At 66.0% G+C, this 25,600-nt stretch carries 24 protein-coding genes and 1 tRNA gene; 11 read left to right on the top strand and 14 right to left on the bottom strand.

Annotated features, from left to right (window positions below; all coding sequences use genetic code 11):
- Window positions 1–111 precede the first annotated feature (111 nt).
- Window positions 112–813 carry a helix-turn-helix domain-containing protein gene (locus tag ABEA50_RS30130; protein ID WP_345499827.1) on the top strand — a complete coding sequence of 234 codons (702 nt, stop codon included), beginning with the start codon at window positions 112–114 and terminating at the stop codon, window positions 811–813.
- Window positions 814–853: 40 nt separating this feature from the next.
- Here the strand turns inward: ABEA50_RS30130 and ABEA50_RS30125 are convergent, their stop codons facing one another.
- Together ABEA50_RS30125 and ABEA50_RS30120 are read right to left on the bottom strand one after the other, a co-directional pair.
- Window positions 854–1,279, bottom strand: coding sequence for a VOC family protein (locus ABEA50_RS30125; RefSeq protein ID WP_345499826.1), 426 nt, complete (start codon window positions 1,277–1,279; stop codon window positions 854–856).
- Window positions 1,280–1,341: 62 nt separating this feature from the next.
- Window positions 1,342–1,755, bottom strand: a complete 414-nt coding sequence (locus tag ABEA50_RS30120) for an arsenate reductase ArsC (RefSeq protein WP_345499824.1) — start codon at window positions 1,753–1,755, stop codon at window positions 1,342–1,344.
- Window positions 1,756–2,341: 586 nt separating this feature from the next.
- Here ABEA50_RS30120 and ABEA50_RS30115 point away from each other — a divergent pair.
- Window positions 2,342–3,136: an SAM-dependent methyltransferase gene (locus ABEA50_RS30115; protein WP_345499822.1), complete on the top strand. Its 795-nt coding sequence runs from the start codon at window positions 2,342–2,344 to the stop codon at window positions 3,134–3,136.
- A 7-nt stretch (window positions 3,137–3,143) separates the two neighbouring features.
- Here ABEA50_RS30115 and ABEA50_RS30110 read toward each other — a convergent pair whose 3' ends face one another.
- From ABEA50_RS30110 to ABEA50_RS30100, 3 genes are all read right to left on the bottom strand, one after another.
- Window positions 3,144–4,049, bottom strand: a complete 906-nt coding sequence (locus ABEA50_RS30110; protein WP_345499821.1) for an oxygenase MpaB family protein — start codon at window positions 4,047–4,049, stop codon at window positions 3,144–3,146.
- A 99-nt stretch (window positions 4,050–4,148) separates the two neighbouring features.
- Window positions 4,149–5,447 carry a D-arabinono-1,4-lactone oxidase gene (locus ABEA50_RS30105; RefSeq protein ID WP_345499819.1) on the bottom strand — a complete coding sequence of 433 codons (1,299 nt, stop codon included), beginning with the start codon at window positions 5,445–5,447 and terminating at the stop codon, window positions 4,149–4,151.
- Between the two features lie 71 nt (window positions 5,448–5,518).
- A complete protein-coding gene (locus tag ABEA50_RS30100; RefSeq protein ID WP_345499818.1) occupies window positions 5,519–6,193 on the bottom strand; it encodes a TetR/AcrR family transcriptional regulator in 675 nt (224 codons plus the stop codon).
- A 117-nt stretch (window positions 6,194–6,310) separates the two neighbouring features.
- Here ABEA50_RS30100 and ABEA50_RS30095 point away from each other — a divergent pair, with 117 nt between their 5' ends.
- Window positions 6,311–7,810, top strand: a complete 1,500-nt coding sequence (locus tag ABEA50_RS30095) for an MFS transporter (RefSeq protein WP_345499817.1) — start codon at window positions 6,311–6,313, stop codon at window positions 7,808–7,810.
- Window positions 7,811–7,966: 156 nt separating this feature from the next.
- On the opposite strand, the gene ABEA50_RS30090 is transcribed toward ABEA50_RS30095, so the two are convergent.
- The gene (locus ABEA50_RS30090) at window positions 7,967–9,163 is read right to left on the bottom strand and encodes a lipase family protein (RefSeq protein WP_425577750.1); all 1,197 of its coding nucleotides are present in this window, start codon (window positions 9,161–9,163) and stop codon (window positions 7,967–7,969) included.
- Window positions 9,164–10,185: 1,022 nt separating this feature from the next.
- On the opposite strand from ABEA50_RS30090, the gene pgm reads away from it, so the two are divergent.
- Window positions 10,186–11,829 carry a phosphoglucomutase (alpha-D-glucose-1,6-bisphosphate-dependent) gene (pgm, locus tag ABEA50_RS30085; protein WP_345499816.1) on the top strand — a complete coding sequence of 548 codons (1,644 nt, stop codon included), beginning with the start codon at window positions 10,186–10,188 and terminating at the stop codon, window positions 11,827–11,829.
- Window positions 11,819–13,129 (top strand): MFS transporter, encoded by a 1,311-nt coding sequence (locus ABEA50_RS30080; RefSeq protein WP_345499815.1) that lies wholly within the window; start codon window positions 11,819–11,821, stop codon window positions 13,127–13,129. The genes pgm and ABEA50_RS30080 overlap by 11 nt, the downstream gene beginning before the upstream one ends.
- Window positions 13,130–13,410: 281 nt before the next feature.
- Here ABEA50_RS30080 and ABEA50_RS30075 read toward each other — a convergent pair whose 3' ends face one another.
- Both ABEA50_RS30075 and ABEA50_RS30070 read right to left on the bottom strand, forming a co-directional pair.
- Window positions 13,411–14,433, bottom strand: coding sequence for a zinc-dependent alcohol dehydrogenase family protein (locus tag ABEA50_RS30075; RefSeq protein ID WP_345499813.1), 1,023 nt, complete (start codon window positions 14,431–14,433; stop codon window positions 13,411–13,413).
- A 40-nt stretch (window positions 14,434–14,473) separates the two neighbouring features.
- On the bottom strand, window positions 14,474–14,875 hold the full coding sequence (locus ABEA50_RS30070; RefSeq protein WP_345499811.1) for a (R)-mandelonitrile lyase: 402 nt from the start codon (window positions 14,873–14,875) through the stop codon (window positions 14,474–14,476).
- A gap of 298 nt (window positions 14,876–15,173) precedes the next feature.
- Here ABEA50_RS30070 and ABEA50_RS30065 point away from each other — a divergent pair, with 298 nt between their 5' ends.
- Window positions 15,174–15,875 carry a thioredoxin domain-containing protein gene (locus tag ABEA50_RS30065; protein WP_345499810.1) on the top strand — a complete coding sequence of 234 codons (702 nt, stop codon included), beginning with the start codon at window positions 15,174–15,176 and terminating at the stop codon, window positions 15,873–15,875.
- A 387-nt stretch (window positions 15,876–16,262) separates the two neighbouring features.
- Window positions 16,263–16,335: transfer RNA gene (locus tag ABEA50_RS30060), tRNA-Ala, on the top strand.
- Between the two features lie 14 nt (window positions 16,336–16,349).
- On the opposite strand, the gene ABEA50_RS30055 is transcribed toward ABEA50_RS30060, so the two are convergent.
- Both ABEA50_RS30055 and ABEA50_RS30050 read right to left on the bottom strand, forming a co-directional pair.
- Window positions 16,350–16,595: a hypothetical protein gene (locus ABEA50_RS30055; RefSeq protein ID WP_345499808.1), complete on the bottom strand. Its 246-nt coding sequence runs from the start codon at window positions 16,593–16,595 to the stop codon at window positions 16,350–16,352.
- A gap of 97 nt (window positions 16,596–16,692) precedes the next feature.
- A complete protein-coding gene (locus ABEA50_RS30050; protein ID WP_345499806.1) occupies window positions 16,693–17,850 on the bottom strand; it encodes a TetR/AcrR family transcriptional regulator in 1,158 nt (385 codons plus the stop codon).
- Window positions 17,851–18,206: 356 nt separating this feature from the next.
- On the opposite strand from ABEA50_RS30050, the gene ABEA50_RS30045 reads away from it, so the two are divergent.
- Window positions 18,207–19,745, top strand: coding sequence for a class I adenylate-forming enzyme family protein (locus ABEA50_RS30045; protein ID WP_345499805.1), 1,539 nt, complete (start codon window positions 18,207–18,209; stop codon window positions 19,743–19,745).
- Between the two features lie 214 nt (window positions 19,746–19,959).
- Here ABEA50_RS30045 and ABEA50_RS30040 read toward each other — a convergent pair whose 3' ends face one another.
- On the bottom strand, window positions 19,960–20,427 hold the full coding sequence (locus ABEA50_RS30040) for an SRPBCC domain-containing protein (protein ID WP_345499804.1): 468 nt from the start codon (window positions 20,425–20,427) through the stop codon (window positions 19,960–19,962).
- 16 nt (window positions 20,428–20,443) lie between these two features.
- On the opposite strand from ABEA50_RS30040, the gene ABEA50_RS30035 reads away from it, so the two are divergent.
- Complete coding sequence (locus ABEA50_RS30035) at window positions 20,444–20,767, top strand: ArsR/SmtB family transcription factor (RefSeq protein WP_345499802.1); 324 nt, start codon at window positions 20,444–20,446, stop codon at window positions 20,765–20,767.
- A gap of 141 nt (window positions 20,768–20,908) precedes the next feature.
- On the opposite strand, the gene ABEA50_RS30030 is transcribed toward ABEA50_RS30035, so the two are convergent.
- On the bottom strand, window positions 20,909–21,301 hold the full coding sequence (locus tag ABEA50_RS30030; RefSeq protein WP_345499800.1) for a hypothetical protein: 393 nt from the start codon (window positions 21,299–21,301) through the stop codon (window positions 20,909–20,911).
- Window positions 21,302–21,679: 378 nt separating this feature from the next.
- Here ABEA50_RS30030 and ABEA50_RS30025 point away from each other — a divergent pair, with 378 nt between their 5' ends.
- Window positions 21,680–22,135 (top strand): alanine:cation symporter family protein, encoded by a 456-nt coding sequence (locus tag ABEA50_RS30025; RefSeq protein ID WP_345499799.1) that lies wholly within the window; start codon window positions 21,680–21,682, stop codon window positions 22,133–22,135.
- Window positions 22,136–22,156: 21 nt separating this feature from the next.
- Here the strand turns inward: ABEA50_RS30025 and ABEA50_RS30020 are convergent, their stop codons facing one another.
- On the bottom strand, window positions 22,157–22,777 hold the full coding sequence (locus ABEA50_RS30020) for a TetR/AcrR family transcriptional regulator (RefSeq protein ID WP_345499798.1): 621 nt from the start codon (window positions 22,775–22,777) through the stop codon (window positions 22,157–22,159).
- Between the two features lie 308 nt (window positions 22,778–23,085).
- Window positions 23,086–24,225, bottom strand: coding sequence for an FAD-dependent monooxygenase (locus ABEA50_RS30015; RefSeq protein ID WP_345499952.1), 1,140 nt, complete (start codon window positions 24,223–24,225; stop codon window positions 23,086–23,088).
- Between the two features lie 357 nt (window positions 24,226–24,582).
- Here ABEA50_RS30015 and ABEA50_RS30010 point away from each other — a divergent pair, with 357 nt between their 5' ends.
- On the top strand, window positions 24,583–25,347 hold the full coding sequence (locus ABEA50_RS30010) for a dienelactone hydrolase family protein (protein ID WP_425577749.1): 765 nt from the start codon (window positions 24,583–24,585) through the stop codon (window positions 25,345–25,347).
- Window positions 25,348–25,600 lie beyond the last annotated feature (253 nt).

Here is a 25,600-nt window from a genome sequence, read left to right as displayed (position 1 = left end):
CTCGGTGATGCTCGTCGCTCGTCGCTCGTCGGCCGGGTGCCGGAACGTCCGTCCCTGCGTCGTCGCGGGTATCGCGCGACTGGGTCGTAGCTCGCGCGTAGCGTCGGTCGAGTGGGAGACGACGGGTATCGCGAGTGGTCGTCGCGCTACGGCGGTGCGACCGTCTGGACGAAGACGGTGGCACCCGGCGCCATCGGGTCGCCGGTGCTGCCGGACGGGTGTATCGACCTGATCTGGGCCGACGGCACGCTGCTCGTCGCGGGGCCGGACACGAAAGCGCATCACCCGTCCGCCAGCGGGCGAGACTACGTCGGATTTCGTTTCTTTCCCGGTACCGCACCCACTCTGCTCGGCGTGCCCGCACACGAATTACGGGATCGGCGAGTCGATCTCGCGGATCTGTGGGACACCGCCACGACTCGACGCTTGACCGCCCGCGTAGACGACGCCCTCGATCGCGCCGGCGCGCTCGAGGCGGTCGTGCTCGAGCGCGCCAGCGGGGTGGGGCCGGTGGATCCGCTGGTCCGCGGCGTAGTGGGTGCCCTCGACAGCGGCAGGTCGGTCACCGAGGTCGCCGAGATGCTGTCGGTCGACGCCCGCACGCTGCACCGAAAGTCGTTGGCCGCGTTCGGCTACGGGCCGAAGACCCTGGCGCGCATCCTGCGTGTGCGACGCGCGATCGCGGCCGCGCGCGGCGGCCTTTCGTTCGCCGATACCGCCGCGACCACCGGATTCGCCGATCAGGCACACCTGGCCAGAGACGTGCGCGAATTCGCGGGTACTACGCTGCGCCAGCTGCTGTCTCGGCCGTAGGCGCGCCGCGTCGGTCGTGGCTTCGAGACCCTGCGCCGGTCTAGGACTTCGCTTCCGTGCCAGCGGAAGCGGGAACCGGCAGTGCGGCGTAGAGGTCGACGCCGTTGCCGTCGGGATCATGGACGACGGCGTAGCGCTGTCCCCAGAACGCGTCCCACGGTGCCAATTCGCCGTGGTATCCGTCTTCGACCAGTTCGCGGTAGTTGGCGTCGACCTCCTCGGGACTCGCGCAGCGGAAGGCGAGCCCGATGCGGCCGTGGCCGGTGGTCGGCCGGAAATCGGGGTAGAACGATTCGACGGTCGCGCGGGAGTCCAGTGCGATGCGCAACCCGTTCGGGAGGGCGGCCTCGGCGTGGGGTTGTCGCTCGGACCCTTCCGGAAACGGCAGACCGAGCTTTCGATAGAAGGTGACCGTGGCGGGCATATCGGCGACGACCAGGGCAACGAGGTCCAGTTCTGCGTGCATATTCGCAGCGTAATCAGGGTGCGTTCGCCACGTCTTGAACGAATCGGACAGCCTTGCCGCGCTCAGTGGGTGGGTGTCGGGACCAGTTCGGCGACAATGTTTTCCACCAGAATGTGCAGGTGGTCGCGTATTGCTCGGATCGCGTCGAGGTCTTGGCCCGCCGGGTCGGGCAGCACCCAATCCCGGTAGCTGATGCCGGGGAAGAACGGGCACGAGTCCGGGCATCCCATGGTGACGACCACGTCGGAAAGGCCGACGGCGTCCATGGTCAGTCGTTTCGGCGCGTGCGCGGTGAGGTCGACGCCTACTTCGGCCATGGCGGCGACCACGGTCGGGTCGACGGCGTCGGCGGGGGTGATGCCCGCCGAGCGAACCTCGATTCGCTCGCCTGCCATGGCGCTGAGTAGGCCCGCGGCCATCGGGGATCGGCCCGCGTTGTGTGTGCAGACGAACAGCACACTGCGTGTGGGGACCATGGGCGACGCCTTTCGAAATGAGCGGAAAGTGTGCTGTGGCAGTGTCCGAGCGTGGGACGCCCGATCGGCTTCGGGTGGACGGGTACCTCTACCAGCGTGACGATCATCGGGAAGGCGCGCCAGGTGACAGTGAATCGACCCCTGGTTGTCCGGCCCGACTGGGTTGTTCTTCCCATCCAAAGTACTTGCGACACAAAGATATAGGAAGCGCTCGTGGGTCGATCAACCCGGTCGGTGTGCTCGAGTCGAGCAAGACTGGACGGTTTCGAGTTTGCTGACCGGTGTCGGCGCATGAGCAGCGTGTGGTTGTCGAGTCTCGGTAGCGCCGACGTTGCCGCACCGCTGTCACCTGCGCGATTGCTTCTGATATCAGGTATTTCGGACAGTTGTCGGGTCGGGAGAACTCGCCGAAGCGGATACTGGGGAGCGCGGCGGACAACCCCTTGCTCGTCTCGGTGCGTCTGTATCGTGATGTCCGACACCTGATCTCGCGTTGCGGCGAGGCGTCGCGGACGTGTGGGGTCGAAGTCGAGACGTTCGCCGGTCGCATCGATCGGCGTGTCAGCAGCACAGGAAGGTATCCCTCGTGGTCGAGTATCTCGACCTGGCGCAAGACCGGCCACACAGCGCCAGAATGTATGACTACTACCTCGGCGGAAAGGACAACTACCCCGCCGATGTGGCTGCGGCACAACAGGTACTGCGGGCATGGCCGTCGGCGCAGCTGGCTGCCAAGTCCAATCGCTGTTTCATGCAGCGGGTCACCAGAAACCTCGCCGAGGCGGGTATCGAGCAGTTCCTCGACATCGGGACCGGCATCCCCACCGAGCCCAATCTGCATCAGATCGCCCAGCGGGTCCGTCCGAACGCGCACGTGGTGTACGTCGACAACGATCCGATCGTGCTCGCGCATGCCCGCGCGCTGCTGGTCGGAGCCGCCGAGGGCCGCACCACGTATCTGCACGCGGACGCGACGAAGCCGTCATCGATTTTGTCCGCGCCGGAACTGCGCAAGACCGTGGATCTGTCGCGACCTGTCGCGCTGAGCATTATCGCGTTGCTGCACTTCATCGAGGAGGGTGCCCACGAGCTGGTAGCCACCCTGGTCGACGCGCTGGCGCCCGGCTCCTATCTGGCGATCTGTCAGGTCACCGGCGATTACGACCAATCGGTGATCGACCAGGTGCGTGCGATCTATCGCGGCAGCGGCATCACGGCGCAGGATCGCGGCTTCGCCGAATTCGCCAGGTTCTTCGACGGTTTGGCGCTGCAGGAGCCCGGCATCGTGCCGCCGCACCGTTGGCGGGTGGACGGCATCACGCCACCGGAGTCCTACGACGCGCGGGTCTCCTCCTACGCGGCGGTGGCCCGCAAGGTGTGACCCGAGTTCACATCGGGCGCAGATCGATCATCTTGCGCAGGCGCTGGCGGTCACGTTCGAGCCGACGCGCCTCGTAGGCGATCGGGAAGTAGCGCAGCCGTTCCGGTAACAGTTCGACGGCGCGCGCGATCGTCCAGCCGAGGATGCGCAATTTTCGCTCGTCGGCGTCGCTCCAGCTCAGGCCCAGCTTCTGCCTCGCCGCTTCCGGGGTGGTGCCGACGGTGACGAAATACTGCATGCGCCCGATCGGTGCGACGGCGGCCTTCCACAGCGGTGCGAACGCGCGCGGCAGTTGCTTGGGTGGTGCGATGGAGCGGATCGTCTTCAGGTAATCGCGGGCGGTGCCGGTGTTCGCCAGATTGTTGGCCACCGCCTCGGCGAAGAAGGTCTCGAACTCGGCGTATGTCGCCGGAATCTCCTTGGGCGCCACCGACATATTGCGCATCAGCTGGAGCGATTCCTGGTAGTACGCCTCCTTCTCCTGCGAGGTGAATTCCCTGCGCGCGAAGTACTTGGCGTTGGTGGTGAAGGCGAAGGTGCCGGTGTGTAGCACCCAGGCCCACGGCGCGGACGCGAGTGCGGTGTGTCGCACGCCGTGCGCGTCGGTGGTGTTGAGGGTGGCGTGCATGGTGCGAAGTCGGTCGGATTCGGCGAGCGCGTCCTCGCCGCCGTAGACCCACATCATCACCGACGACAGGCTGCGGGTGGCGCGGCCGATCGGGTCGGTGCGGAAGGTGGAGTGTTCGTCGACGACCGCGGAGATGGTCGGTTCCATGGTCTGCATCAGGAATGCCGACCCCGCGGTCAGGGAGAAGGTGATCAGGCCGATCTGGTCCCACATCCTGGTGCCGGGTTCGATCGGCCGACGCGGGGGGAGCGTCACGCTGGTTTGTTCGACTGCCGACGCGGTCATCGTAGATCTCCTTCGACCCGATAATGCAATGAGATGATTAGCGTATCAGTCTCTCATTGTGTGCGCAGGACGATTCCCGGTGCACGGATGGCTCGCGGATCAGCCGATGGGTCCGAGTACCCGATTTAGATAGTCGTTGGCGAAGCGTCCCTGCGGGTCGAACCGGGCGCGGACCTCGGCGAACCGGTCCCACTCTGGGTAGAGCCCGCGCAGTTGCTCCGCGTTCTTGAAATGCCGCTTGCCCCAGTGTGGACGCCCGCCGAATTCGTCGAATACCGCCTCGCATGCGCGGAAGAAGGGCTCGAAGGGCATGCCTCGGTACTGGTGAACCGCGATATAACAGGTCGCGCGGCCGGTGGCGGGCGAGAGGAACGCGTCGTCGGCGGCGACCCAGCGGACCTCGATCGGCATGGGGGTATCGAACCGCTTCGACAGCTCCTTGATCGCACGAATCGCCTCGACGGAATGCGCACGCGGCACGGCGTATTCCATCTCGGTGAATCGGATCAGCCGTGGCGTGGAGAACACCCGGTAGGAGCGGTCGATCTGGCGGCGATAGCTGCCCGCGCGTGCGGCACCGCGGTGGATCAGCGGAATCAGTCCCGGTCGGCCGCGGCCCAGGCGGCACAGCGCGTCGAAGGCGTGGTTGGACAGCAAGGTGTCGCCGAACCAGTCGGCGACCTTGCTTCTCGGTTGCGCTTGCGACTGAATCACGTTGTTGCGCTTGGTCATCGCCACGGAGCTGTGGCCGAACATGTAGAACTCGAAGTGGTCGTTGTCGTCGATATGTGCGTCCAGGTCGGCCAGGACGGCATCGAGGGCGATGGGGCGTTCGACGCCGTCGAGGACGAAGGAGTCCACCAGTTGCAGCGTCACCGCGGTGACGACGCCGAGCGCGCCGATGCTCACCCTGGCCGCGCGCCACCCGTCTGGGTCGGTGTCGGCGTCCAGGTGCACCGTGCTGCCGTCGGCGCGCATCACCTCGACCGCGTGTAGCGCGGCGGAGATGTTCTGTTTGGTGGCGCCCGTGCCGTGGGTGGCGGTCGCGGTGGCGCCCGCGATCGTCTGAACGTCGATGTCGCCGAGATTCGGGAACGCGAGGCCGTAGTCGTGCAAGGCGTTGCTCGCGGCGTTGATGCTGATGCCCGCCTCGACGCGCACGCGGCCGGTGGCGGGGTCGACGTCGAGGACCCGGTTCATTCGTCGGAGATCCAGCAGGACGCCGTCGGTGAGCACCGCGTCGGTGAACGAGTGTCCGGCACCGGCGACGCGCACGGTCTGGCCGGATGCGTTTGCACGGGAAAGGATCTCGGCGATGTCGTCGGTGGTACGCGGGGCGGCGAAGATCGCGGGGGCGCAGCGCTGATCGCCTGCCCAGTTCGTCCACCAGTTGGTCATATGACCAACACTAAGTGATCAACTGTCCAGTGCGCCACCTCGGGCGCGGTTCAAGCCTGGTGAACGGGGATCTAGCGCTTCCGGCCCGAGCAGGCGGCAACCTTCGCCTTGCCGATTTCGTCGTCGGTCAATGGCGGCACCGGCAGCTGCTGGCGCGGAATATCGTCCGCGCGTACGCCGTTGAGCGCGATCGCCATGTAGCGCTGCCACACGTCGGGATTGCTCGGCCGGGCGAATTCGGCGATGCCGTCGACCATGTGAATCATGGCGAACAGGTCGGAGGCCTCGACGCCGGGCGCGAGCACGCCCGCCTCCTTGGCGCGCAGGTAGATCGCGTCGATCGACGGTTTGATCCGATCACGCACGACGGCGAAGCGGTCCACATCGTCTTCCAGCTCCAGCACGACCTCGCTGAAGCCGCGATTGCTCGCCATGTGGCGACACGCGTACTCGAACAACTCGACCAAACCGAACCATGGATCCTGGTGGTGGTACGCGGATTCGGCGGCCGCGGCGAAATCGTCCAATGCCTGGTCGAAGACCTCGGTGATCAGATCCTTCTTGTTGGCGAAGCGACGGTAGACGGTACCGACGCCGACGCCAGCGCGTTCGGCTACGTCATCGAGGGTGATCTCCAGGCCGTGTTCGGCGTAGAGCTCGCGGGCCGCGGCGATGATTCGCTTCTGATTACGGGCCGCGTCGGCCCGCAAGCGACGAGGTGGAGACAGTGCCGTGGCGTGATTCACACCCGCATTCTACCAATTTTCGGGATTAACCGGAGGCAATCCCTCCGTTATGGTGGTAACTTCTGCACTAAGCGGAGGTGCAGGCTCCGTTTAAGAGGCTCATACCTAAGGGGACACATGACTACCGCGATCGACCGTGGGGCCCCTGCCCCCGAAAAGCAGGATCAGGGCCGCCGTGGCTCACACGCACTCCGTTGGTGGGTACTCGCCGTTCTCGGTGTCGCCCAGCTCATGGTCGTGTTGGACGCGACCGTCGTCAACATCGCTCTGCCCGCGGCCCAGCAAGATCTGGGATTCAGTGACGGAGATCGCTCCTGGGTGGTCACCGGCTATGCACTCGCCTTCGGCGGACTGCTGTTGCTCGGCGGACGACTCAGCGACCTGTTCGGCCGCCGCAATACCTTCATCGTCGGACTGATCGGCTTCGCGGTCGCCTCGGCCATCGGCGGCGCGGCGACCAGCTTCGAAATGCTTGTCGCCGCCAGGGTCGGCCAGGGCGTCTTCGGTGCGCTGCTCGCACCCGCCGCACTGTCGCTGCTGACCGTCACCTTCACCGAACCCTCCGAACGCGCCAAGGCGTTCGGCATCTTCGGTGCGATCGCCGGTGCCGGTGGCGCACTCGGTCTCCTGCTCGGTGGCGCGCTCACCGAGTGGGCGTCGTGGCGCTGGGTGATGTTCGTCAACCTGGCCTTCGCCGCAGTCGCGCTCGTCGGCGCGGTGCTGCTGCTGGCCAAGCACGTCAGCGAGCAGCGACCCAAGCTCGACATCCCCGGCACCATCGTGGTCACCGCTGCCCTGTTCGGCATCGTCTACGGCTTCTCGCACGCGGAATCGACCAGCTGGACCAACGGTGTCACCCTCGGCTTCCTGATCGGCGGTGTCGTGCTGCTCGGGCTGTTCGGTTGGTTGGAGACCCGCGTCGCCAACCCGCTGCTGCCGCTGCGGATCATCACCGACCGGATGCGCGGCGCGTCCTACCTCACCGTGTTCGTCATGGGTATCGGGATGTTCGCGATCTTCCTGTTCCTCACCTACTACATGCAGTTGGTGATGGGCTACTCGCCGATCATGACCGGCGTCGCGTTCTTGCCGATGATCGCCGCACTGGTGCTGACCTCGACCACGGTGCCGTCGCTGCTGCTGCCGAAGATCGGCCCGAAGGCCGTGGTCAGCGGTGGATTCGTGATCGCAGCCGCTGGCATGGCGTGGCTGACCCAGATCGGGCTCACCACCGGGTACAACACGCACGTGCTGCCCGCGCTGATCCTGCTCGGACTCGGCCTCGGTGCGTCGATGTCGACCGCCTTCCAGGGCGCGACTTCCGGTGTGCAGCACGAGGACGCGGGTGTCGCCTCGGCGATGGTCAACACCAGCCAGCAGGTGGGTGGCTCGATCGGCACGGCACTGTTGAGCACCATCGCGGCCTCGGCCGCGGGTGACTACCTGTCGAGTCGCACCCCGGACCCGGTCACCGTCGCGCAGGCCTCGATCGAGAGCTACACCACCAGCTTCTGGTGGGCGACAGCGATTTTCGTGGCCGGTGCCGCGATCACCGCGGTGCTGATGCCGAGCACGGTGCCCGCGCCCGCCGAAGGGGAGCCGGTACTCGCGCACTGAGCCACGCGCGGTATCGAAAACCGCGCGCGGTATTCGGAACACAGACAACAGCGCCCGCGTCCATCAGGACGCGGGCGCTGTTCGTGCGCTCGATCGTTCGAACGCCCCGCTACCGACCGCTCGATCGTCGGCTCGCGCGGTCGACTACTCGGCCACTCAGCACGTACTCGGTGCCGTCACACCCGCGAAGCGATCGGCCAGGTACTGGAACGCGCGCGGTGCGCCCTGCACCATCGCGGCGCCGTGATCGGCTCCAGGAATCATGTCCAGCTGCACCGGGGTTCCCGCCGCGCAATAGCGACCCGCGAGCTGTCGCACCGAATCCGGGGAAACCACATCGTCGGCGCCGTGCCACTCGTAGACAGGTGCGGTCGCGACGCCGGGAAAAGTCTCCAGACTGTTCTCGTGCAACACCCGCTCGGTGGCGGCATCGACATCGAACGACCCCGAGAACACGTCGGCGAGGCTGAGATTCGCACCGGCATCGATGATCTCGCTGGTGCACGCGTTGGCCAGCCGGTCGCGCAACGCGAGACCCTTCGGATTCAACTGCTCGTCGAGGCGCAACGTATCCGGGTACTCGCGCTCGAGGCCCGCCGTCGCGGCGAACCCGAGGCCGAACAACGGATTCGGGCTGCTGCCCACTTCCAAGGCCAGCTTGCCGATGTTCGCGGGAACACCACCCTGGGCCACTCCGACGATCGACAACTCCGGCGCGTACTGCGGGGCGAGCGCGGCAGCGAACCCGGTGGCCATGCCGCCGCCGGAGTAACCGGTCATGCCGACGGGGCCGGCGCCGAGACCGGCGGGCGCGAACCGCTGCACCGCGCGAATGCCGTCGAGGGTGAGTCTGCCACCGAGTTGTGCCGCGCCATAGGCACTCGTCGGGCCGAGGTGGTCGGGCACGGCGACGGCCCAACCCCGCGCGAGCATCAGATTCAGTGTCGGCGCCTCCTGCATGCTGCCGTCGAACAAACTGTGCGAGGGCGCGCAACCGGTGCCGAGCGCGTTCACGAACGGTTGATAGGACACCAGCGGACGATTCCCACCACCCGGCGGCAGCAGCACCGTGGTGACCGCCGTGATCGGCTCCTGCTGCGAATTGGTCGACCGGTACGCCAACTGCCATGCCGTCGCACCGGGGAACCCGTTCGCCGGGACCGTTCGGCTACGAATCACGTCACCCGGCTGGAAGTTCCCGATATCCGGTGGTGTGGCGTAGAACCCGTCGCCGTCGGCCACCGGATAGATCGCCGCCGCGGACGCCGCGGGAGGGTGCGCCAGCCCCACCGTCGCCAGTGCGGTGGCGGCGACAGCGGTGAGAACTCCGAGGCGTCCGCGCCACGACCGCACCCGGCTTCCTGATTGTGTGCCGACGGTTTGCTGATCTCTTGCTCGGTGCGGGCGTCTGCCGATCGAGTCCGGCTGCCTCGCGGGGTGTTTCGCCTGTCGTCGCGTCATCATCGCTCCCGACGTGAGTGGTATGGAACGTTCCTGGCAGAGATTCGCACCCGTTCGGGGCGCCACGGCATTCGCACCACTGCTCGGTTCGGATGACCGCGAACACAATTCCCGGAATATATCCGGCCGCCGACCGATCGGTGTCGTCTCTGACATTCCCGCTGGTAGTTGCGGTCTCGCAGGTACCATGCGAATGGTCGTTGCCGGTAGGTGCTTTGGTGACGATTTCGGCTCACCCGTACGAAGAGGCGGCCGCGGCGCGTGATCTCCTGTGCTTCGACCACGCGCGGCACCGACAGTCAGGGGAAAGCATGGCGCCGAATGTCGGCGAATCATCAGGATTGCCGAAGCGCTCGCATGGGTAGCCAACAGGGTGCTGTTGGTCGCACTCTGGCTCGAAGGGCGTATCGGCCGCGCCGCTTTGCCACTTCGGCATCGGGGTTCGTAGACTGCTCGAATCGGGCGTCGCGCTACCGACGCCCAGCGGTATCGGGGGAGTGGTGGCGGCGTTCGAGTGTGTCGAGTCGGTCCGATGACGACCGCCTCGGTGACAGCGCGCACTCGGACCCGGCGGATCGCGGTCGGTGACTGGAACAACACGGTGGTCAATGGGAACGAAACTCCCACGACGAAAGGGGGTTAGGGCAATGGGTGATTCACGAAGCGGCGGACACGTCGCGGGACCTGCTGGAGCAGCGCGTATTACGGCGGCGCTGCCGTCGACCCCGCCTGCCGTTACGATGGTCGGTCCGGCAAGGCTCGGTAGTGACGATGCTCGGTAGTTCGGACAACGACGAGGCGGGGCGACCGAAGGTTGGTCTCGCCGCGAACCGAACCACCACGTTTGTGACGGGTTGGTGCACATGATCTTGATGACGAGCCGGGCACAACCGGCCCGGAAGGGAGCCCTGAGCATGGCCCACGATCGAGCAGGGCGGCCAGCGCGCACCACCGACCTCGAAGACATCGCCGGATTGGTCACCGCCTATTACAGCCGAATTCCCGATCCGGCCGAACCCGCGCACCGGGTGGTGTTCGGTACCTCGGGTCATCGCGGATCCAGCCTGGACACCGCCTTCAACGAGGCGCACATTCTCGCCATCACCCAGTCGATCGTGGAATACCGTGCCACCCGAGGCATTACCGGCCCGGTCTACCTGGCCAGGGACACCCACGCGCTGTCGGAACCGGCATGGACCACCGCGGTGGAAGTGCTCGCCGCCAACGGTGTCACCGCGATCATCGACGCCCGCGACGGATACACCCCGACCCCCGCGCTGAGTCACGCTGTGCTGCGCCACAACCGGGGCGGCACCAAACACCAGGCCGACGGCATCGTCGTCACCCCGTCACACAATCCGCCGCGCGACGGTGGCTTCAAATACAACCCCCCGCACGGTGGCCCCGCCGACAACACCGCCACCGACGCGATCGCCGCGCGCGCCAACGAACTGCTGCGCGGCGGCCTCGCCGAGGTCAAACGCACCACGCTGCGCAACGCACTCGACAGCAACGTCCAGCGCTACGACTACCTGGACCACTACATCGCGGACCTGCCCAGTGTGCTGAACCTGGACGCGATTCGCGGCGCGGGCATCCGCCTCGGTGCCGACCCGATGGGCGGGGCCAGCGTGGACTACTGGGAGGAGATCGGCCAGCGTTACGACCTCGAGCTAGAAGTGGTCAACCCGTTCGTCGACCCCACCTGGCGGTTCATGACCCTCGACAGCGACGGTCAGATCCGGATGGACCCCTCCTCGCGCTACAGCATGGCCTCGCTGGTCGCGATCAAGGACGACTACGACATCTCCACCGGCAACGACGCCGACGCCGACCGGCACGGCATCGTCACCCCCGACGCCGGACTGATGAACCCGAACCACTTTCTCGCGGTCGCCATCGAATATCTCGTCGCCAACCGGATGGGTTGGGACGCGCTCACCAAGATCGGTAAGACCGTGGTGACCTCGTCGATGATCGACAAGGTGGTCGGCGTCCTCGGCCGCGATGTGCACGAGGTTCCGGTCGGGTTCAAGTTCTTCGTCCCCGGATTGTTCAGCGGCAGTTTGGCTTTCGGCGGCGAGGAAAGCGCGGGCGCGTCATTCCTGCGAATGGACGGCTCCGTGTGGACCACCGACAAGGACGGCATTCTGCTCGCCCTGCTCGCCGCGGAGATCGCGGCCGTCACCGGGCAGACGCCCTCGGCGCGCTACGTCGAACTCGAACGCCGCTACGGCGCACCCGCCTACGCGCGCGTCGACGCCGCCGCGACCAAGGAACAGAAACAGCTGCTCGCGCAGTTGACCCCGGATATGTTCACGACGAAGGAAATCGCGGGGGAGCCGGTCACCTCCGTGCTCACCAGGGCGCGCGGCAACGGCGCGCCGATCGGCGGACTCAAGGTCACCACCGAGAACGCCTGGTTCGCGGCACGCCCTTCGGGCACGGAAGACAAGTACAAGATCTATGCGGAGTCGTTCCACGGACCCGACCACCTGGCCCAGGTGCAGTCGGCCGCGGAGGAAATGGTGGGACAGGCACTAGCCGGTGCCGAATAGATTCACCCGCGCGAGTTCGACCAGCACGACCACAGCGGCACCACTGCCCGTCGAGATCTGGACGTTGATCGGCGGCGCCTTCGTCATCGCGATCTCCTTCGGGCTGGTAGCGCCGGTGCTGCCGCAGTTCGCGCGTGGCTTCGGGGTCGGGGTGGCCGCGGCGTCGGCTATCGTCAGCGCCTTCGCGTTGATGCGGTTGCTGTTCGCGCCGTTGAGCGGACGACTGGTGCAGCGGCTCGGGGAGCGCTCGATATATCTCAGCGGTCTGCTGATCGTCGCGCTGTCCACCGGAGCCAGCGCGCTCGCGCAAAGTTATTGGCAGCTGCTGGTTTTGCGATCGCTCGGCGGAGTCGGCTCGACGATGTTCACCGTCTCGTCGTTGGCGCTGGTGATTCGCTTATCGCCCGCGGGACAACGCGGCCGCGTCTCCGGATTATGGTCCACCAGTTTCCTCATCGGTTCGGTCACCGGACCGCTGCTCGGCGGCGCGCTCTCCGGACTCGGGCTGCGCTGGCCGTTCGTGATCTACGCGGTCGCGCTGCTCGCCGTCACCGTGCTCGTCTACTTCCGGCTACGGCACTCCACCTTGGCCGCGCCGGAACGGGTCGCGAACCTACGGATGATGTCGTTTCGCGAAGGGCTCGCCAAACCCGAATACCGCGCCGTGCTCTGGTCCAACTTCGCCAACGGCGCCGCCGTCTTCGGTGTGCGCATGGCGCTGGTGCCGCTGTTGGTCGTCGAGGTGCTGCACCAGAAACCCGGCATGGCAGGGGTCGCGCTGACCGTGTTCGCGGCGGGCAATGTCACCGTGCTGTTCATGGCGGGACGGCTCTCGGATCGATGGGGGCGCAAACCATTTCTGATCGCGGGCACCCTGGTGTGCGCGCTCGGGACCGGTGGACTCGGCTTCGCTCACGAGCTGGCGTGGTTATTGGTCGCCTGCTTCGTCGCGGGTGTCGGCGCGGGCATGTTCACACCGAGCCAGCAAGCCACCGTGGCCGATGTCATCGGTCCCAATGCCCGCGGCGGCCCGGTGCTCGCGGGCTTCCAGATGGCCGCGGACCTCGGCACCGTCCTCGGTCCGATCCTGATCGGCGAGCTCGCGCAGCGCACGTCCTACGGCGTCGGATTGGCCGTCACCGGGGCCTTGCTCGGCATCGCCGCGCTGGTGTGGGCTGTGGTGCCGGAGCCGAAGCGGCGGCGCGCGGTATCGTCGACCGAAAGATACGAGCCCGTCGATGAAGCTCCTATTTCGTCGGAAGATGGTTCGGCGGTTCGTCATTCGATACGGGACCGGTAGGCGGCGGTCGGGCACGGAATATGGTGTGACCGGTGTAGATCGCAAGTTTTTCGGCCGCTGGCTACAAAAATCAACCCAGACCGGCCCTGAGTGCAGGGTCGCGGCGGGCGCGGAAACGGCCGAACGTGGCGGGTAGCGACGTTATCTTCCGGCCGAGCCCGTCCTCAGCCCGGCGAAACCGAAATCCGAGTACAGCAGCGCGCGCTGGTGGGGCGCGCATCGGTGTGCCGTCCGGTTCTTCCGACTGCTGCGGTCGATGAGTTCGTCGGCGGTGCGGGTAGTTACGGACGGAGGAGGGTTTTGATGGCGCGGCGCTCGTCCATGGCGCGGTATCCCTCGGCGGCTTTCGCCAATGGCAGCGTCAGGTCGAAGACCGCGTCGGGAGCGATGTGGTCGCCGAGGATCAGATCGATCAGCTCGGGGAGGTACTGCCGCACAGGTGCGGGGCCGCCGTGCAGGTGCACTGCGGAGTAGAACAGCTCCTCGCCGGGTAGCTCCACGCCGTGCGAGACGCCGACGAAGCCGACGTGGCCGCCTGCTCGGGACGACCGGATCGCCTGCGACATCGACTCCTGGGTGCCGACCGCTTCGATGACGCTGTGTGCGCCGAGCCCCTCGGTCAGCTCCTTCACCTGCTGCACACCATCGTCGCCGCGTTCGGCGACGATGTCGGTGGCGCCGAAGGCGCGGGCGAGTGTTTGTCGTGACTCATGCCGACTCATCGCGATAATGCGTTCGGCACCAAGGTGTTTCGCGGCGAGAACGCCCATCAGACCGACTGCGCCGTCGCCGACAACGACAACCGTCTTGCCCTTGTCCACCGCCGCCGCGTGCGCACCGAACCAACCCGTTCCGAGTACGTCCGACGCCGCCAACAGGGCGGGGACCATCGCGTCGTCGGGGGTGTCCGGTGTGGCGACCAGGGTCCCGTCGGCGAGCGGGACCCGGAGGTACTCCGCCTGAGCACCATTGGCGCCTATCGGTTTCACCTGCACACACCGACTTTGGTAGCCGGATCGGCAGATCGCACAGGTGTTGTCGGAGGCCATGAACGAGCCGACCACGAACTGTCCCGGCCGAACGGAGGTCACGTCTTTGCCGACCTCCTGCACCACGCCGACGTACTCGTGGCCCATCGGCGTCGGCCGTTCGACGGGATTGATCCCGCGGTATTCCCACAGGTCCGAACCACACACGCAGGTCGCCGACAGCTTGATCACCGCGTCGGTCGGCTGCTCGATGGTCGGCATGTCGCGGTCCTCGACCCGGACATCGCCCGGCGCATAGATCACTGCTCCACGCATCGCCATGTGCTCCTCTCGCCTCGTCGTGCAGGGTGGGGCTTTACGGGTGGTGGTACTCCTCGTCGCGGACATGCTCCAGCCAGGTGGTGGTCGTGGCGGGGTCGGCGCCGTTGTCGAGCATCGCGAGATGCTCCATGAAGTCCTCGGGTGTCGCGCCGTGCCAATGCTGTTCGCCCGGTGGCGTGTACACCGTTTGGCCGGCGCGTGCTTCGAGAACGGTGCCGTCGCGTAGGCCGAGGAGGGCAATGCCTTCGGTGATATGCAGCGTCTGACCGTGCTCGTGGGAGTGCCACGCGGTACGAGCGCCGGGCGCGAATCGAACCTTGCCGACGACCATGCGCTGGCCGGGTTCGCGCGGGCCCGCGATCGGGTCGAGCCACACGTCACCGGTGAACTGTTCCGGCGGATTCTTCACCGTCGGTGTTTTCGGCAGGATCTCCATGCTGGTCTCCTTTGCCACGTGGGGCACAACGGGGTGCCCGAGGTAGTACGGGCTTGCCGTGTGGAGCGAAATTCGCGACCTTACCGGCCTGTCTGCGGCCACTGGATTCATCGACAACGGACCGGTGTGGCGTCCAGGCTGTGGCCGCCTGGTCAGCCTATGGCGTCGTGGGGTGTGGCGTTGTCGGTTCGGATCTGTTCGCGCTCGGCGGTGACGGCGGGGGACTGGCCGTGCTGGTTCGGCGTGGGGCAGAGTGGGCGAGGTGAGCGAAAAGCGTCCGGAGTACACCCCGAAGCCGATGTCTAGTACAACCACCTATGCGTTGGGTGCGGTCGCCGTGGTGGTGATCGTCTTGGTGGTGCTGGCTGTGTTCCGTTTCGGACGTGACGAGGCGGCCGTGCGCAACGACGGCTACGGGCCGGTGCACGACCCCGCCGTGTTGGTAGTTCTCCAAATGGACAGTTCGATCCTGCTGGGCAAACCGGATGCGAAGAAGACCATCGACCTCTACGAGGATCCGTTGTGCCCCGGCTGCGGGAACGTGGAGCGCATCTACGGTCAAGAACTGGCCCAGGCGGTGGACGAGGGCAAGCTCGCTCTGCGGTATCACCTGGTGAACTTCCTCGACGAGCAGTCCGCGAGCAAGGACTACTCGACCCGCGCCGTCGCCGCGAATCTCTGTGTCGCCGAAGCGAGTTCGGGACCGACCTATTCGAAATTCCACACCGAACTGTTCACCACCAAACGTCCGAGCGAAGGTGGCGACGACCACGACAACGCCGCACTCGCCGACATCGCCGCGGCTGCGGGCGCTCCCGAATCCGTCAAGCTCTGCATCGCCAGAGGCGCCAAGGTCGACACAGCCCGCGCCACCGCCAAGTCCGCGCTCGACGCCCTCGGCAAGGCATTGGGCGGTGACGCCGCTACCCCCGCCGTCTTCGACGGTGACACCAAGGTCGACGTCAACAAGGAAGACTGGGTCGCCACCCTCACTCCGTAACGATGGGTCGGGTTGCCGCCGTCATCTCGGCAACCCGGCCACCCCTCGACGCGGTCCGGCTTCCTCGTTTCCCCAACCGCACCTTCCGTACTCCCACCGATGGCCGAGCCGCCCGATCCACCAATCAGCGACCCGGCCCGCCCAGTACACGCGGCCTCGACTTCCCAGCCCCGAGACCACGCCCACCGAGCTTTTCGGTTGGTCCACCAAGCCGGACTCCACCAGCCCGACCCGCCTGCCCGATCACACCCTCGCGATCGAACATATGTGCGACTCTAGACCAACATTCCATCCCGCGCTACCCCCACCCCGGCCGGATTTGGCCGCATACACCCCGGTGGTGTAACTTCGTTCAAGCAATCAGGGAAACCTGAAAGCACTCAGCACGGGGCTATGGCGCAGCTGGTAGCGCACCACACTGGCAGTGTGGGGGTCAGGGGTTCGAGTCCCCTTAGCTCCACTCGTGAATTCAGGTCAGGCCCGGTTATTTGCCGGGCCTGACCTGCGCTCCCGCGAGATGTCGATTTGCTCCCCACCCCCCTCGAAGCTGGACGCTTTTGTAGAGCGCTGGGCGAGGTGTTTGCGGTAGCGCAGTGTCATGTTGTCGATGGCGATGCCCGAGGCCATCGCGGATGCGGACATGAGTAATCCGGTGTCCTCCATGTTGTACATCGCGGTCCAGCCGCCCGCCATGAGGAGTAGTTCACGCCGCCACATCAAGTTCGCGCTGAACCGCTTGTCGCCGGTGTTGGGCAGTCGGTTGCGCGTGGCAGGTGGGCGTCACAACTGGATTGCTGCGCAGTGCGATCTTGCACTGTCAGCGCCGGAGCACGTCAGCGCACAGCACCTCGATCGCTGCGTTCGCGTTCCCGAGTAGCGACAGGTGCGGGGTGGTCGCGATGTCGTTGATCATGTTGAGGGCGGCGTGCACCCGGATGTGCGCCTCGGGGTCGTCGCGCGCGGGCTCGGCTTGGCGGACAAGCTGCGTCCATTCCGTGATGTAGTCGTGCTGGATCGTGCGTATCCGGTCGCGGTCCTCCGGTGGGAGTTGGTCGGTTTCGGAGTTGAGCAGTCTGATGAGATTGCCGTTCTCCAGGGCGAATTCGCTGTAACTGGTGACGAGCCTGCCGAGTGCGTCGCCGGGGCCCGTGGCACGACCGAGTGCGCGGTGCAGGTCGGCGCGTAGGATCTCGTGGCCGCGTTCCATGGCGAGGATGAGGATTTCCGCCTTGGTGTCGAAGTGGTTGTACACGCTGGGGCCTGCGATCCCGATGGCGGTGCCGATGTCCTCGACCGAGACATCGGCGTAGCCGCGGGCGGCGAACAATCCGATGGTGGAAGCAAGGATGGCTTCGCGTCGCGAGGGCGCCCAAGCGTTCGAACCGTCGCCGCCGGGGTGGAACGTGCCGGAGTGCAACGGGGGGATCGCGGTCTCGGCCACGGCATGCACAAGTTCGGTGAACAGGCCAGCCGGGACCTCGACGGTGTGAAACGAGATGCTCGTCGCCACGCCGAGGACCGCCCAGGCCAGGAAGTCGGCCTGTCGCTGATCGAGTTCTGGTCGACGCTGTCGCAGGGCGGCGTCGATCTGACCGGTGACGTCTCGGATTCGTTGGCGAAGCTCCTGCTGTGCCGAGTCGGTGAGGTGGCGCGCTTCGCGGTGCCACAGCACACCAACCGCCCTGCCTTCGTGTTGTGCGGTGGTCAGTGCGCCGATGGCATCGATCGTCGGGTTGTCGCGGGAGGTGTCGAGCGCCTTCTGTAACGAGGTCATTGCGTCCGAGACGACCGCCTCCAACAGGTCCTTCTTGGTGCGGAAGTGCCGGTACAGCGCGGAGGGTCCGATGGCGACGGCGGCGGCGATGTCTCGCATCGAGACGTTCGAATAGCCGCGGCGATAGAAGAGTTCCGAGGCCGCGGCCAGCACGAGTTCCCTACGGTTCGCCGGTCGCGTGCCGCGGGCTGGCGAGTTCACCGCGTGGCCTCCTCGGTGCGGATCGCCCTGCTGGCGATCGATCGGATATTCGAGGATATAGCGGCACCGCTGCCGGGTGCCTCGTCGGCGCGCAACCTCCGGTGTCGTTCCACGCTGCCCAGTCAGCGGTTCGGCTGGTCCCGAGCTGGCCCGCGAATTGCGGGTCGGGCCACGGGCACGTCTATCGGCTACGATCGCCAGTCGACCGGCGCGGTCAGATTAATGCTTATCTCTATTCACTTATATTCCAGCGTAGTGGTTCCAAGGGAGAGTTAATGGGACGAGTAAAGTCTTGTGGACTCATCTATATTCACTTACCCTGACGTGGAGGCACTCATCTACAGGGGAGGAAAGATATGCCGACAGTCGGCTCAACTCTGCGATCAACCGCGGCGCGCGTGCCCGAGCGAGAGGCACTGATCTTCGGTGAAACTCGGTACAGCTATGCCGAACTCGATACGGCCGTCGACCGGGTAGCCGCGCTGCTAGCGGACCGAGGCCTCCGTAAAGGCGACCGGATCGCGCTCTTCGCGTCCAGCTCCGATCGCTTCATTCTGGTTTTCTACGCGGCGCATCGGATCGGGGCGATCTTCGTGCCGATCAATCCGGCGTCGTCGGCACCCGAGCTCGACTACATCTTGCGCGACTCGGGCGCGCGGTTCCTCGTCTATGACCCCGCCCTGGTCGAGACCGTCACCACGGCAATCGAATTCGGTCTGCCCGAAGCTGTGCGGATCCTCGCGCTCGGCCCGACGGGCAGTCACGACGACGTGATCGCACTGGCCGATTCGCGAGCCGCCGTGCCGGTCGCGGATCTCGTGCACGAGTCCGATGACGCGCAGATTCTCTACACCTCGGGCACGACCGGACACCCGAAAGGTGCGTTGTTCGACCACCACCGCACGTTGTGGACAGCTGTCACGATGCTCGGCACCTTCGGTATCGGCGATGCGGATCGTATGCTGCACGTCGCGCCGCTCTACCACGCCGCAGAACTGTGCGTCATGCTCATTCCGGGAACCATGGTCGGCGCCACACACGTCGTCCATGCCGGATTCGATCCGGTCAAGGTGCTCGACGACCTCGAACAGCAGCGGATCACCGTTTTCTTCGGGGTGCCGACGATGTACCAATTCCTGCTCCGGCAGCCCGACTTGTCGTCGCGCGATCTGTCCGCGTGGCGCACCGGCCTGTTCGGCGCGGCACCGATGCCCGTGAGCGCGGTCGAGCAGCTGATCACCGCGCTGCCCGAGGTCGACCTCATCCAGCTGTGTGGACAGACCGAGGCGGGCCCCAACGGCATCTTCTGCGGGCCCGATCAGGTACGGGCAAGACCCGACACGAGCGGTCGTCAGACCGCGCTGAGTATCGAGTGCCGCATTGTCGATACCGACGGTCACGACGTCGAGGCCGGCGCCGCCGGCGAGCTGCTGCTACGTGGTGAGACGCTGATGAAGGGCTACTGGAACAACCCCGAGGCGACGGCGCAGACCATCGTGGACGGGTGGTTGCACACCGGTGACGTCTGCCTGCTCGAGGCCGACGGGTACATGACGGTCGTCGATCGCCTCAAAGACATGATCATCACCGGAGGGCGAAACGTGTATTCGGTAGAGGTCGAAGGCGCGATCGGCGAACATCCGTGGGTGCTCGACGCTGCTGTCGTCGGCCGCCCGAACGAGCAATACGGCGAGAGCATCGTCGCGTTCGTCGTGCTGGTCGACGGGGCGACCCTGACACTCGACGCGCTACGCGACTTCGCTGTCGCGAAACTGTCCCGCTATAAGCTGCCGCACGAACTTGTTGTCACCGAACAGATTCCACGCAACTCCTCGGGAAAAGTCCTCAAGCGTGAATTGCGTGAGTCGCTCGATAGTTCTGCGCTATTGCCGTAGCTGCGTGGTTCGCCGATCGCAGCGACAGTGAGCAGGGCCGCCCCCCGGCACCCGAAGCGCTCGACTTTGGGCAGTCCACAACCTCGCCGGACGGTGGAGCCCCGTGTGGTCTCAATGGACTGTCGCGATCTGTCGGGCAACACCGAGGGGCGCGGTGGAGCCTCACTGACACAGAAACCGGTGTGGTACAAACCTTTCAAGGTTCTCGGGTGGGCTATTTGTAGAACCCTTCGCGCAGGTTGATGCCGTGTTCGACCCACACTTTGAGCGCGGCCAGCATGCCGGTCCAGCCCATGCAGTTGCCGAATGCGTTCTTCGCGCCTGCTTCCGTTGGCTGCCATGAGGATTCGGTGATGGTTACCAGGGTGCGGGTGTCGTTGTCGATTGGCTCGAATTCGAAAGTTGTGGTGGTGACACCGGTTTCGTCGGTCGAGGCTTCGCCCTCCCATTGGATGACGATCGTGCGGGGTGGGTCGGCTTTCAGTACTCGCACCGGGAACGCGCCGGGGAAGTCGTGGAAGTCCCAGGTCACCTCGCTTTCGGGGGAGAGTCGGCCGCGGGCGCCGCCGGTAGTGAAGTACTTCGACAGTTGGTCGGGGTCGGCCACGGCTTCGTAGACCTCGGCGCAGGGTCGGGCAACGCGACCGGAGACGGTGAAGGAGAGTTCTTTCAATTCAGACATGTGATAAATTTACAACATGTCTTCGGTCGCTGACAATGATCCGGACGCGCTCGTTTTCAAAGCGCTCGGATCGGCAACTCGGCGGTCCATGCTCGACGCGCTCCGGGAATCGCCGCGCACGACCGGCGGGCTCTGTGACTGCTTTCCCGGGTTCGATCGCACGACGGTGCTGCAGCATCTGCGCGTGCTGGAGCGCGCGGGTCTGGTTACCGGCCGCAAAGTGGGTCGCGAACGACACCTCGCGCTCGCGCCGATGCCGATCAAACGCATCTACGACCGCTGGATCGGCGAATACACGCGCGCCGCGGTCGAACTACTCGACCAGCTCGACGCCGAGTAGCCGCGGACCTGACAGCGAGCAGGCGAAGCCGTTGCGGGTCAGCGTTTTCAAGGAACCAACGACAAACCGCACATCGACTCGCGGCACGGTTTCCGCGCTACGAGTCGATGCGCGGGATGTCGCACAGCAGTGCTCTGCGTTTCAGATGCCCGCACTGCCGGTGGACGGTCGCGCCCTGTGCAGTTCGCAGGCCAGCTGGTTGGCGTCCGGACGGTCCGGGCCGGAACGGGCACAGCCTTGCAGGGTGTAGCCACGTCCGTCGTAGCCGTCACGGTCGTAGCCATGCTTGTCGTAACCCCAGCGGTCGTAGCCCCAGCGGTCGTAGCCCCAGCGGTCGTAGCCCCAGCGGTCGTAGCCATACTCGTCGTAGCCCCAGGAGTCGAAGCCGTCGGAGTCGTCAGGGTCTTTCGGCTCAACAGGTTTCGGTGTCGACGGCGTTGTGGTGGGTGGTTCGGTTGTGGTGGGCGGCTCTGTGGTGGTGGGCGGCTCTGTGGTGGTGGGTGGTTCGGTCGTGGTGGGCGGTTCGGTCGTCACCGGTGGCGCCGTCGTCACGGGCGCGGCCGTGACGGATGTGGCAGTAGGGGCGGATTGATCAGGAGACGCGAACGCCGGTATGACCAGCGCGGCGGGCGCAAGGACCACGGCCCCGGCGACTGCGGCGATCAGAGCCGACTGTCGAACCGTGCGCGGACTTCTCCTGCGACGAGACATCATTGACCTCCACTTCGAGCTGGGCGCGCTCGTCGCACCCGAGTGCCCTATCGGTCGAATGGTCAAATTTGCTACACCGCAGAGAATTTCGCCTTCCGAACCCGATCTACCCGCATCGCGTGTTCAGCGGGCCGGGCCTGGACGCGGAGCTGTCGGCACGTCGTTCTCGCTTGACAGCAAGCCAACCGGCTTCAGGGGGCGTTGAAAACACAGGCGCGCCTGTCGACGTCGCCGCAGTGGTGTCGGCCGCTGCTGTGCCTGGGTGCGGAGTTCGTCGCGGTGGCGGTGTTTCTGTTCGGGTTCACCTGTCTGCTGTACTACTACGTAGCGAGCTCGAACCTGCCCTACCTGCTCGATGGGCGCACGGGTGCTGGCGCCAAGGCGGCACTCGAGCTCGGTACCCTGACGATCGTCTTCGTCGGCTCGGTCGTGAACGCCGAATTGCTCTGGGCGGCAGGTGATATCGGACTCGGCCTGATCGCGTGGGTGAACCTCGTGTGCCTGGTGTCGCTGTTTCCGTTGGTGCGCAAGGTTTATCAGGACTACGAGCGGCAACGAACGCTGGGATACGACCCGATCTTCGATCCGAAAGCGCTCGGCATCGAGGGAACGGACTTCTGGGAGCGCCAAGACGACGCTCACGCACGGAATGTGTAGCGCGGGTGCGGAGTTCGGTCGTTACTCGACAACCGGGGCGTCGGCGGCGGTGGCGCGCACTCCGGCCAGCACGATCGCGCTCACCCGGCGGGCGTCGGCTCGGGTGAAGGTGCGGGAACCACGGCTGACGAGCAGCTGGACGGGGCCGGTGAGCATCGCGCCGAGGAAGGTGGGGTCGATCGCGGGCAGCTCGCCGCGCTCGACCGCGAGGTGCAGGCGGCGTCGCAGGGTCGCCTGCCGCTGGTCGGACACCTCGTCGACGATGGCCCTCAGCTCGGGGTTTTCCCGAGCTGAGGCCACCACGTTGAACAGTGCGCGGCCCTGCGGGCTCGCCGCTGCTGCGGCGACGGCCTCGAGGAAGTCGACGAGGTCGGTGTCGATGTCGCCGGAGTCGTGTAGGGGTGCGGCGCCGCCGCCGAAGGCGGTGAGCGCGTCGGCGACCAATGTGGTTCGCTCTGGCCAATTGCGGTAGACGCTGGTCTTGTTGACCGCGGCGAGCTCGGCGACTTGGTCGTAGCGCAGGCCGCCGATTCCGTCGCGGGCGATCAGTTCGGCGGCGGCCTCGAGAATCCGGCGGCGCACCCTGGCGTTGCGCCCGCCCGGGCGGCGGGCCGGTTCTGGTGCGGGTCCGGCGTCGGTCACGGACGGCAGCGTACAGCGATTACGACATGGTCAGCGAGTGGGCGAGCTCGGGCCCGTCACTCGCGATCATTCGACAGATCTCTTCGGGACGCCGAGCACGGCGCCCGTTTGCCGAACGCGCGCGTGCTGATCCACCAGCCGTCGCCGGAGGCTGGCATTCAACGGGTAGGTCTCGGATCTGGAGATTCAGGCATGCGCCGTTCGAGGGCAATCCCGCTGAACGGGCAAAGGCTCATCTCGCGCGAGGTATGCCGCATGATCAATTCCAAATGTGGTGTCGAAATACCAGTGAGCAAGCCATGTTTCGCCTATATCGGTTGCGCCGCACGCAGCCGGGAGTTACGCGCCTCGATGGCCTCCCAGGTGGCAGGAACCACCAGGTCGGCCCCGCCGCGCGCAAACTCCTGGGCCGCAGCCGCGTGCGGGCGCTGGCGCTGCTCGTAGGCGGTGAAGGCGGCCGCGAGATCGTCGCCGTGACGACCGAGTTCCTCGGTGAGCGTCCATGCCCCGAGCAGGGCCAATGAGGTGCCGCGCCCGGCCATCGGGGTCGCGCAGTGCGCGGCGTCGCCGATCAGCACGACCCGTCCCCGGTTCCAGGTCGGCATGTGGATCAGGGCGGTCGCGTCGAAGTAGAGCTCGGGGTCTTCCTGGGCGTTCTTGACCAGTTCGGGGACCCGCCAATCCTCGATCCCGGCGAAAGCCTCGGCGAGGATTCGTTTCTGCGCATCCAGGTCGTGGTAGTCGTAGTCGATCGGCCCGGACCGGAACTCGAGGATGCCCAGAGTCTTGTCGCGGTAGCGGGCAATGCCTGCGAAACATCCTGGCAGGCTGAGGATTTCGGTCACACGGGTGGTGTCGGAACTCGCCTGGCCGGGGGCCTCTCCGATCGCGGCATACACCCCGAGGTGCTCGCTGAACTGCTCCTCCGGTCCGAACACCATCCGGCGCACCGCCGAGTGCACTCCGTCGGCACCGACGACAAGGTCGTAGCCGCCCTCGCGGCCGGAGGCGAAGGTAACCGCGACCCGGCTCCCGTCATCGACCAGCGCCACGATGGACTCCGCGAAGCGCAGGTCCACCTCTTCGGGCAGGGCTTGCCGCAGGATGGTCATCAGATCTTCGCGGGGGAGCTCGATGTCCTCGGGGGACTCGTTGATCTCCTGTCCCACCAAGGGGGCGACGGCCGCACCGGACCGGTCGACGAACACCGTCTGCTCGGTCATCGTGATCCGGTGCTCGCGCACCGCGTCCAGAATGCCCATGCCGCGCGCGATCTCCAGCGCGTCGCCGCGCACGTCGATAGGTGAGCCGTTGACGCGCAAGTGATTTGCCCGCTCCACGATCTCCACCGTGTGCCCGGCCCGCGCGAGGTCGATGCCCGCGCACAACCCGGCCGCTCCCGCACCACTGATCAGGATCTTCATCATGTCTCCCATCGAGCCCTGCATCGTCAAGCCACTATAGCAACGATTTGTTGCTTTAGAGCTGGGGAGGGGGCGATGTGGTGATATCGCTGGAGCGGTGCCGTGGCCCGGACGCCATCGTCACCGATACCGGCCGAGCGGATCGGTGCCGATACCCACCTGGAAGGTGCGCCCGGAGCACACAGACGGTCGGCAGGAAAGGGAATCGCCCGCGATGACGCTCGGGCTGGTAGCGTGCGCAAGTCCGTGACATCACAGGAGGAGGTGAGACCCATCAACGCTGTATCCATTGGGTGCTCCCCCTCTTCTGCACGGTTGGGCGATTGACGTAGGTGTCGCCGGGAGTGCCGCGAACAAGGCAATCCCGAAAGGCAACAACCTATGCATTCTGTGCATTTCACCGCCGAGACATCGTTGAACGGTGTCGTCGAACGCGACTTCACTGTGGGTGAGGTCCCCGGCGTACTTTTCTCGCCTGCCTCCGGCTCCGATCCCGCGCCCTTGGTGCTCATGGCACACAGCGGCGGCCAGCACAAGAGAGCACCCGGGATCGTGGGCCGTGCCCATCGCTTCGTGACCTGTTGCGGTTTCGCTGTCGCTGCGATCGACGCGCCTGGACACGGCGACCGGCCTCGAACCACAGAGTTCGAGCAACGCGTTGCCGCCCTACGGCAGGCTCAATCGGCGGGCGAGCCGGTCACCGCGATCGTCGTCGATTTGCATACCTACCTGGCCGAACGTGCCGTACCGGAATGGCGGGTGACCCTGGATGCCCTGCGGGAACTGCCGCAGATCGGCACTGAAGGCCCGGTCGGCTTCTGGGGCATCATGCAGGGCACCGGGATCGGGGTGCCGTTGACCGCAGCCGAACCCCGGATCTCCGCGGCCGTCTTCGGTTGTCTCGGACATGAATCCCTGACCGAGGCAGCAGCGCAGATCACCGTCCCGATCGAGTTCCTGCTCCAGTGGGACGACGAACTGCTCGCCCGCGAATCCGGTCTCGCGTTGTTCGATGCCTTCGCCTCGAAGCAAAAGACTTTGCACGCCAACGCGGGCGGCCATTTCGAGGTGCCCCGGTTCGAGGTAGACAGCGCGACACGGTTCTTCGCCCGGCACCTCGGCCAGGCTGTCAGGTCACCGGCCTGATCGTCCTTGCCAGGAAAGGTGAACCCCCGGGTGGGCGCGTGCCTGTCCATCCGGGGGTCCGCCCAGATGCGTTATCGCCGCGAACACGACGCGGTCGACTCCCAGCCGCTCACCGTATCGGCCGCACTAGGGCGTGTCTCCCAATGGGTTTTGCGGTCTGTGTGCGGTAGGTCGTTGTGGCGGGCATCATGTTCGCCGTGGCTACGGTGGTCGGTGATCGGTATCGGGTTCTGACGGACAGGCAGTGGGAGCT

Source organism: Nocardia callitridis, from assembly GCF_039543305.1.
GTDB classification, from domain to species: domain Bacteria; phylum Actinomycetota; class Actinomycetes; order Mycobacteriales; family Mycobacteriaceae; genus Nocardia; species Nocardia callitridis.
This window is presented reverse-complemented; position numbering and strand designations above follow the sequence as displayed.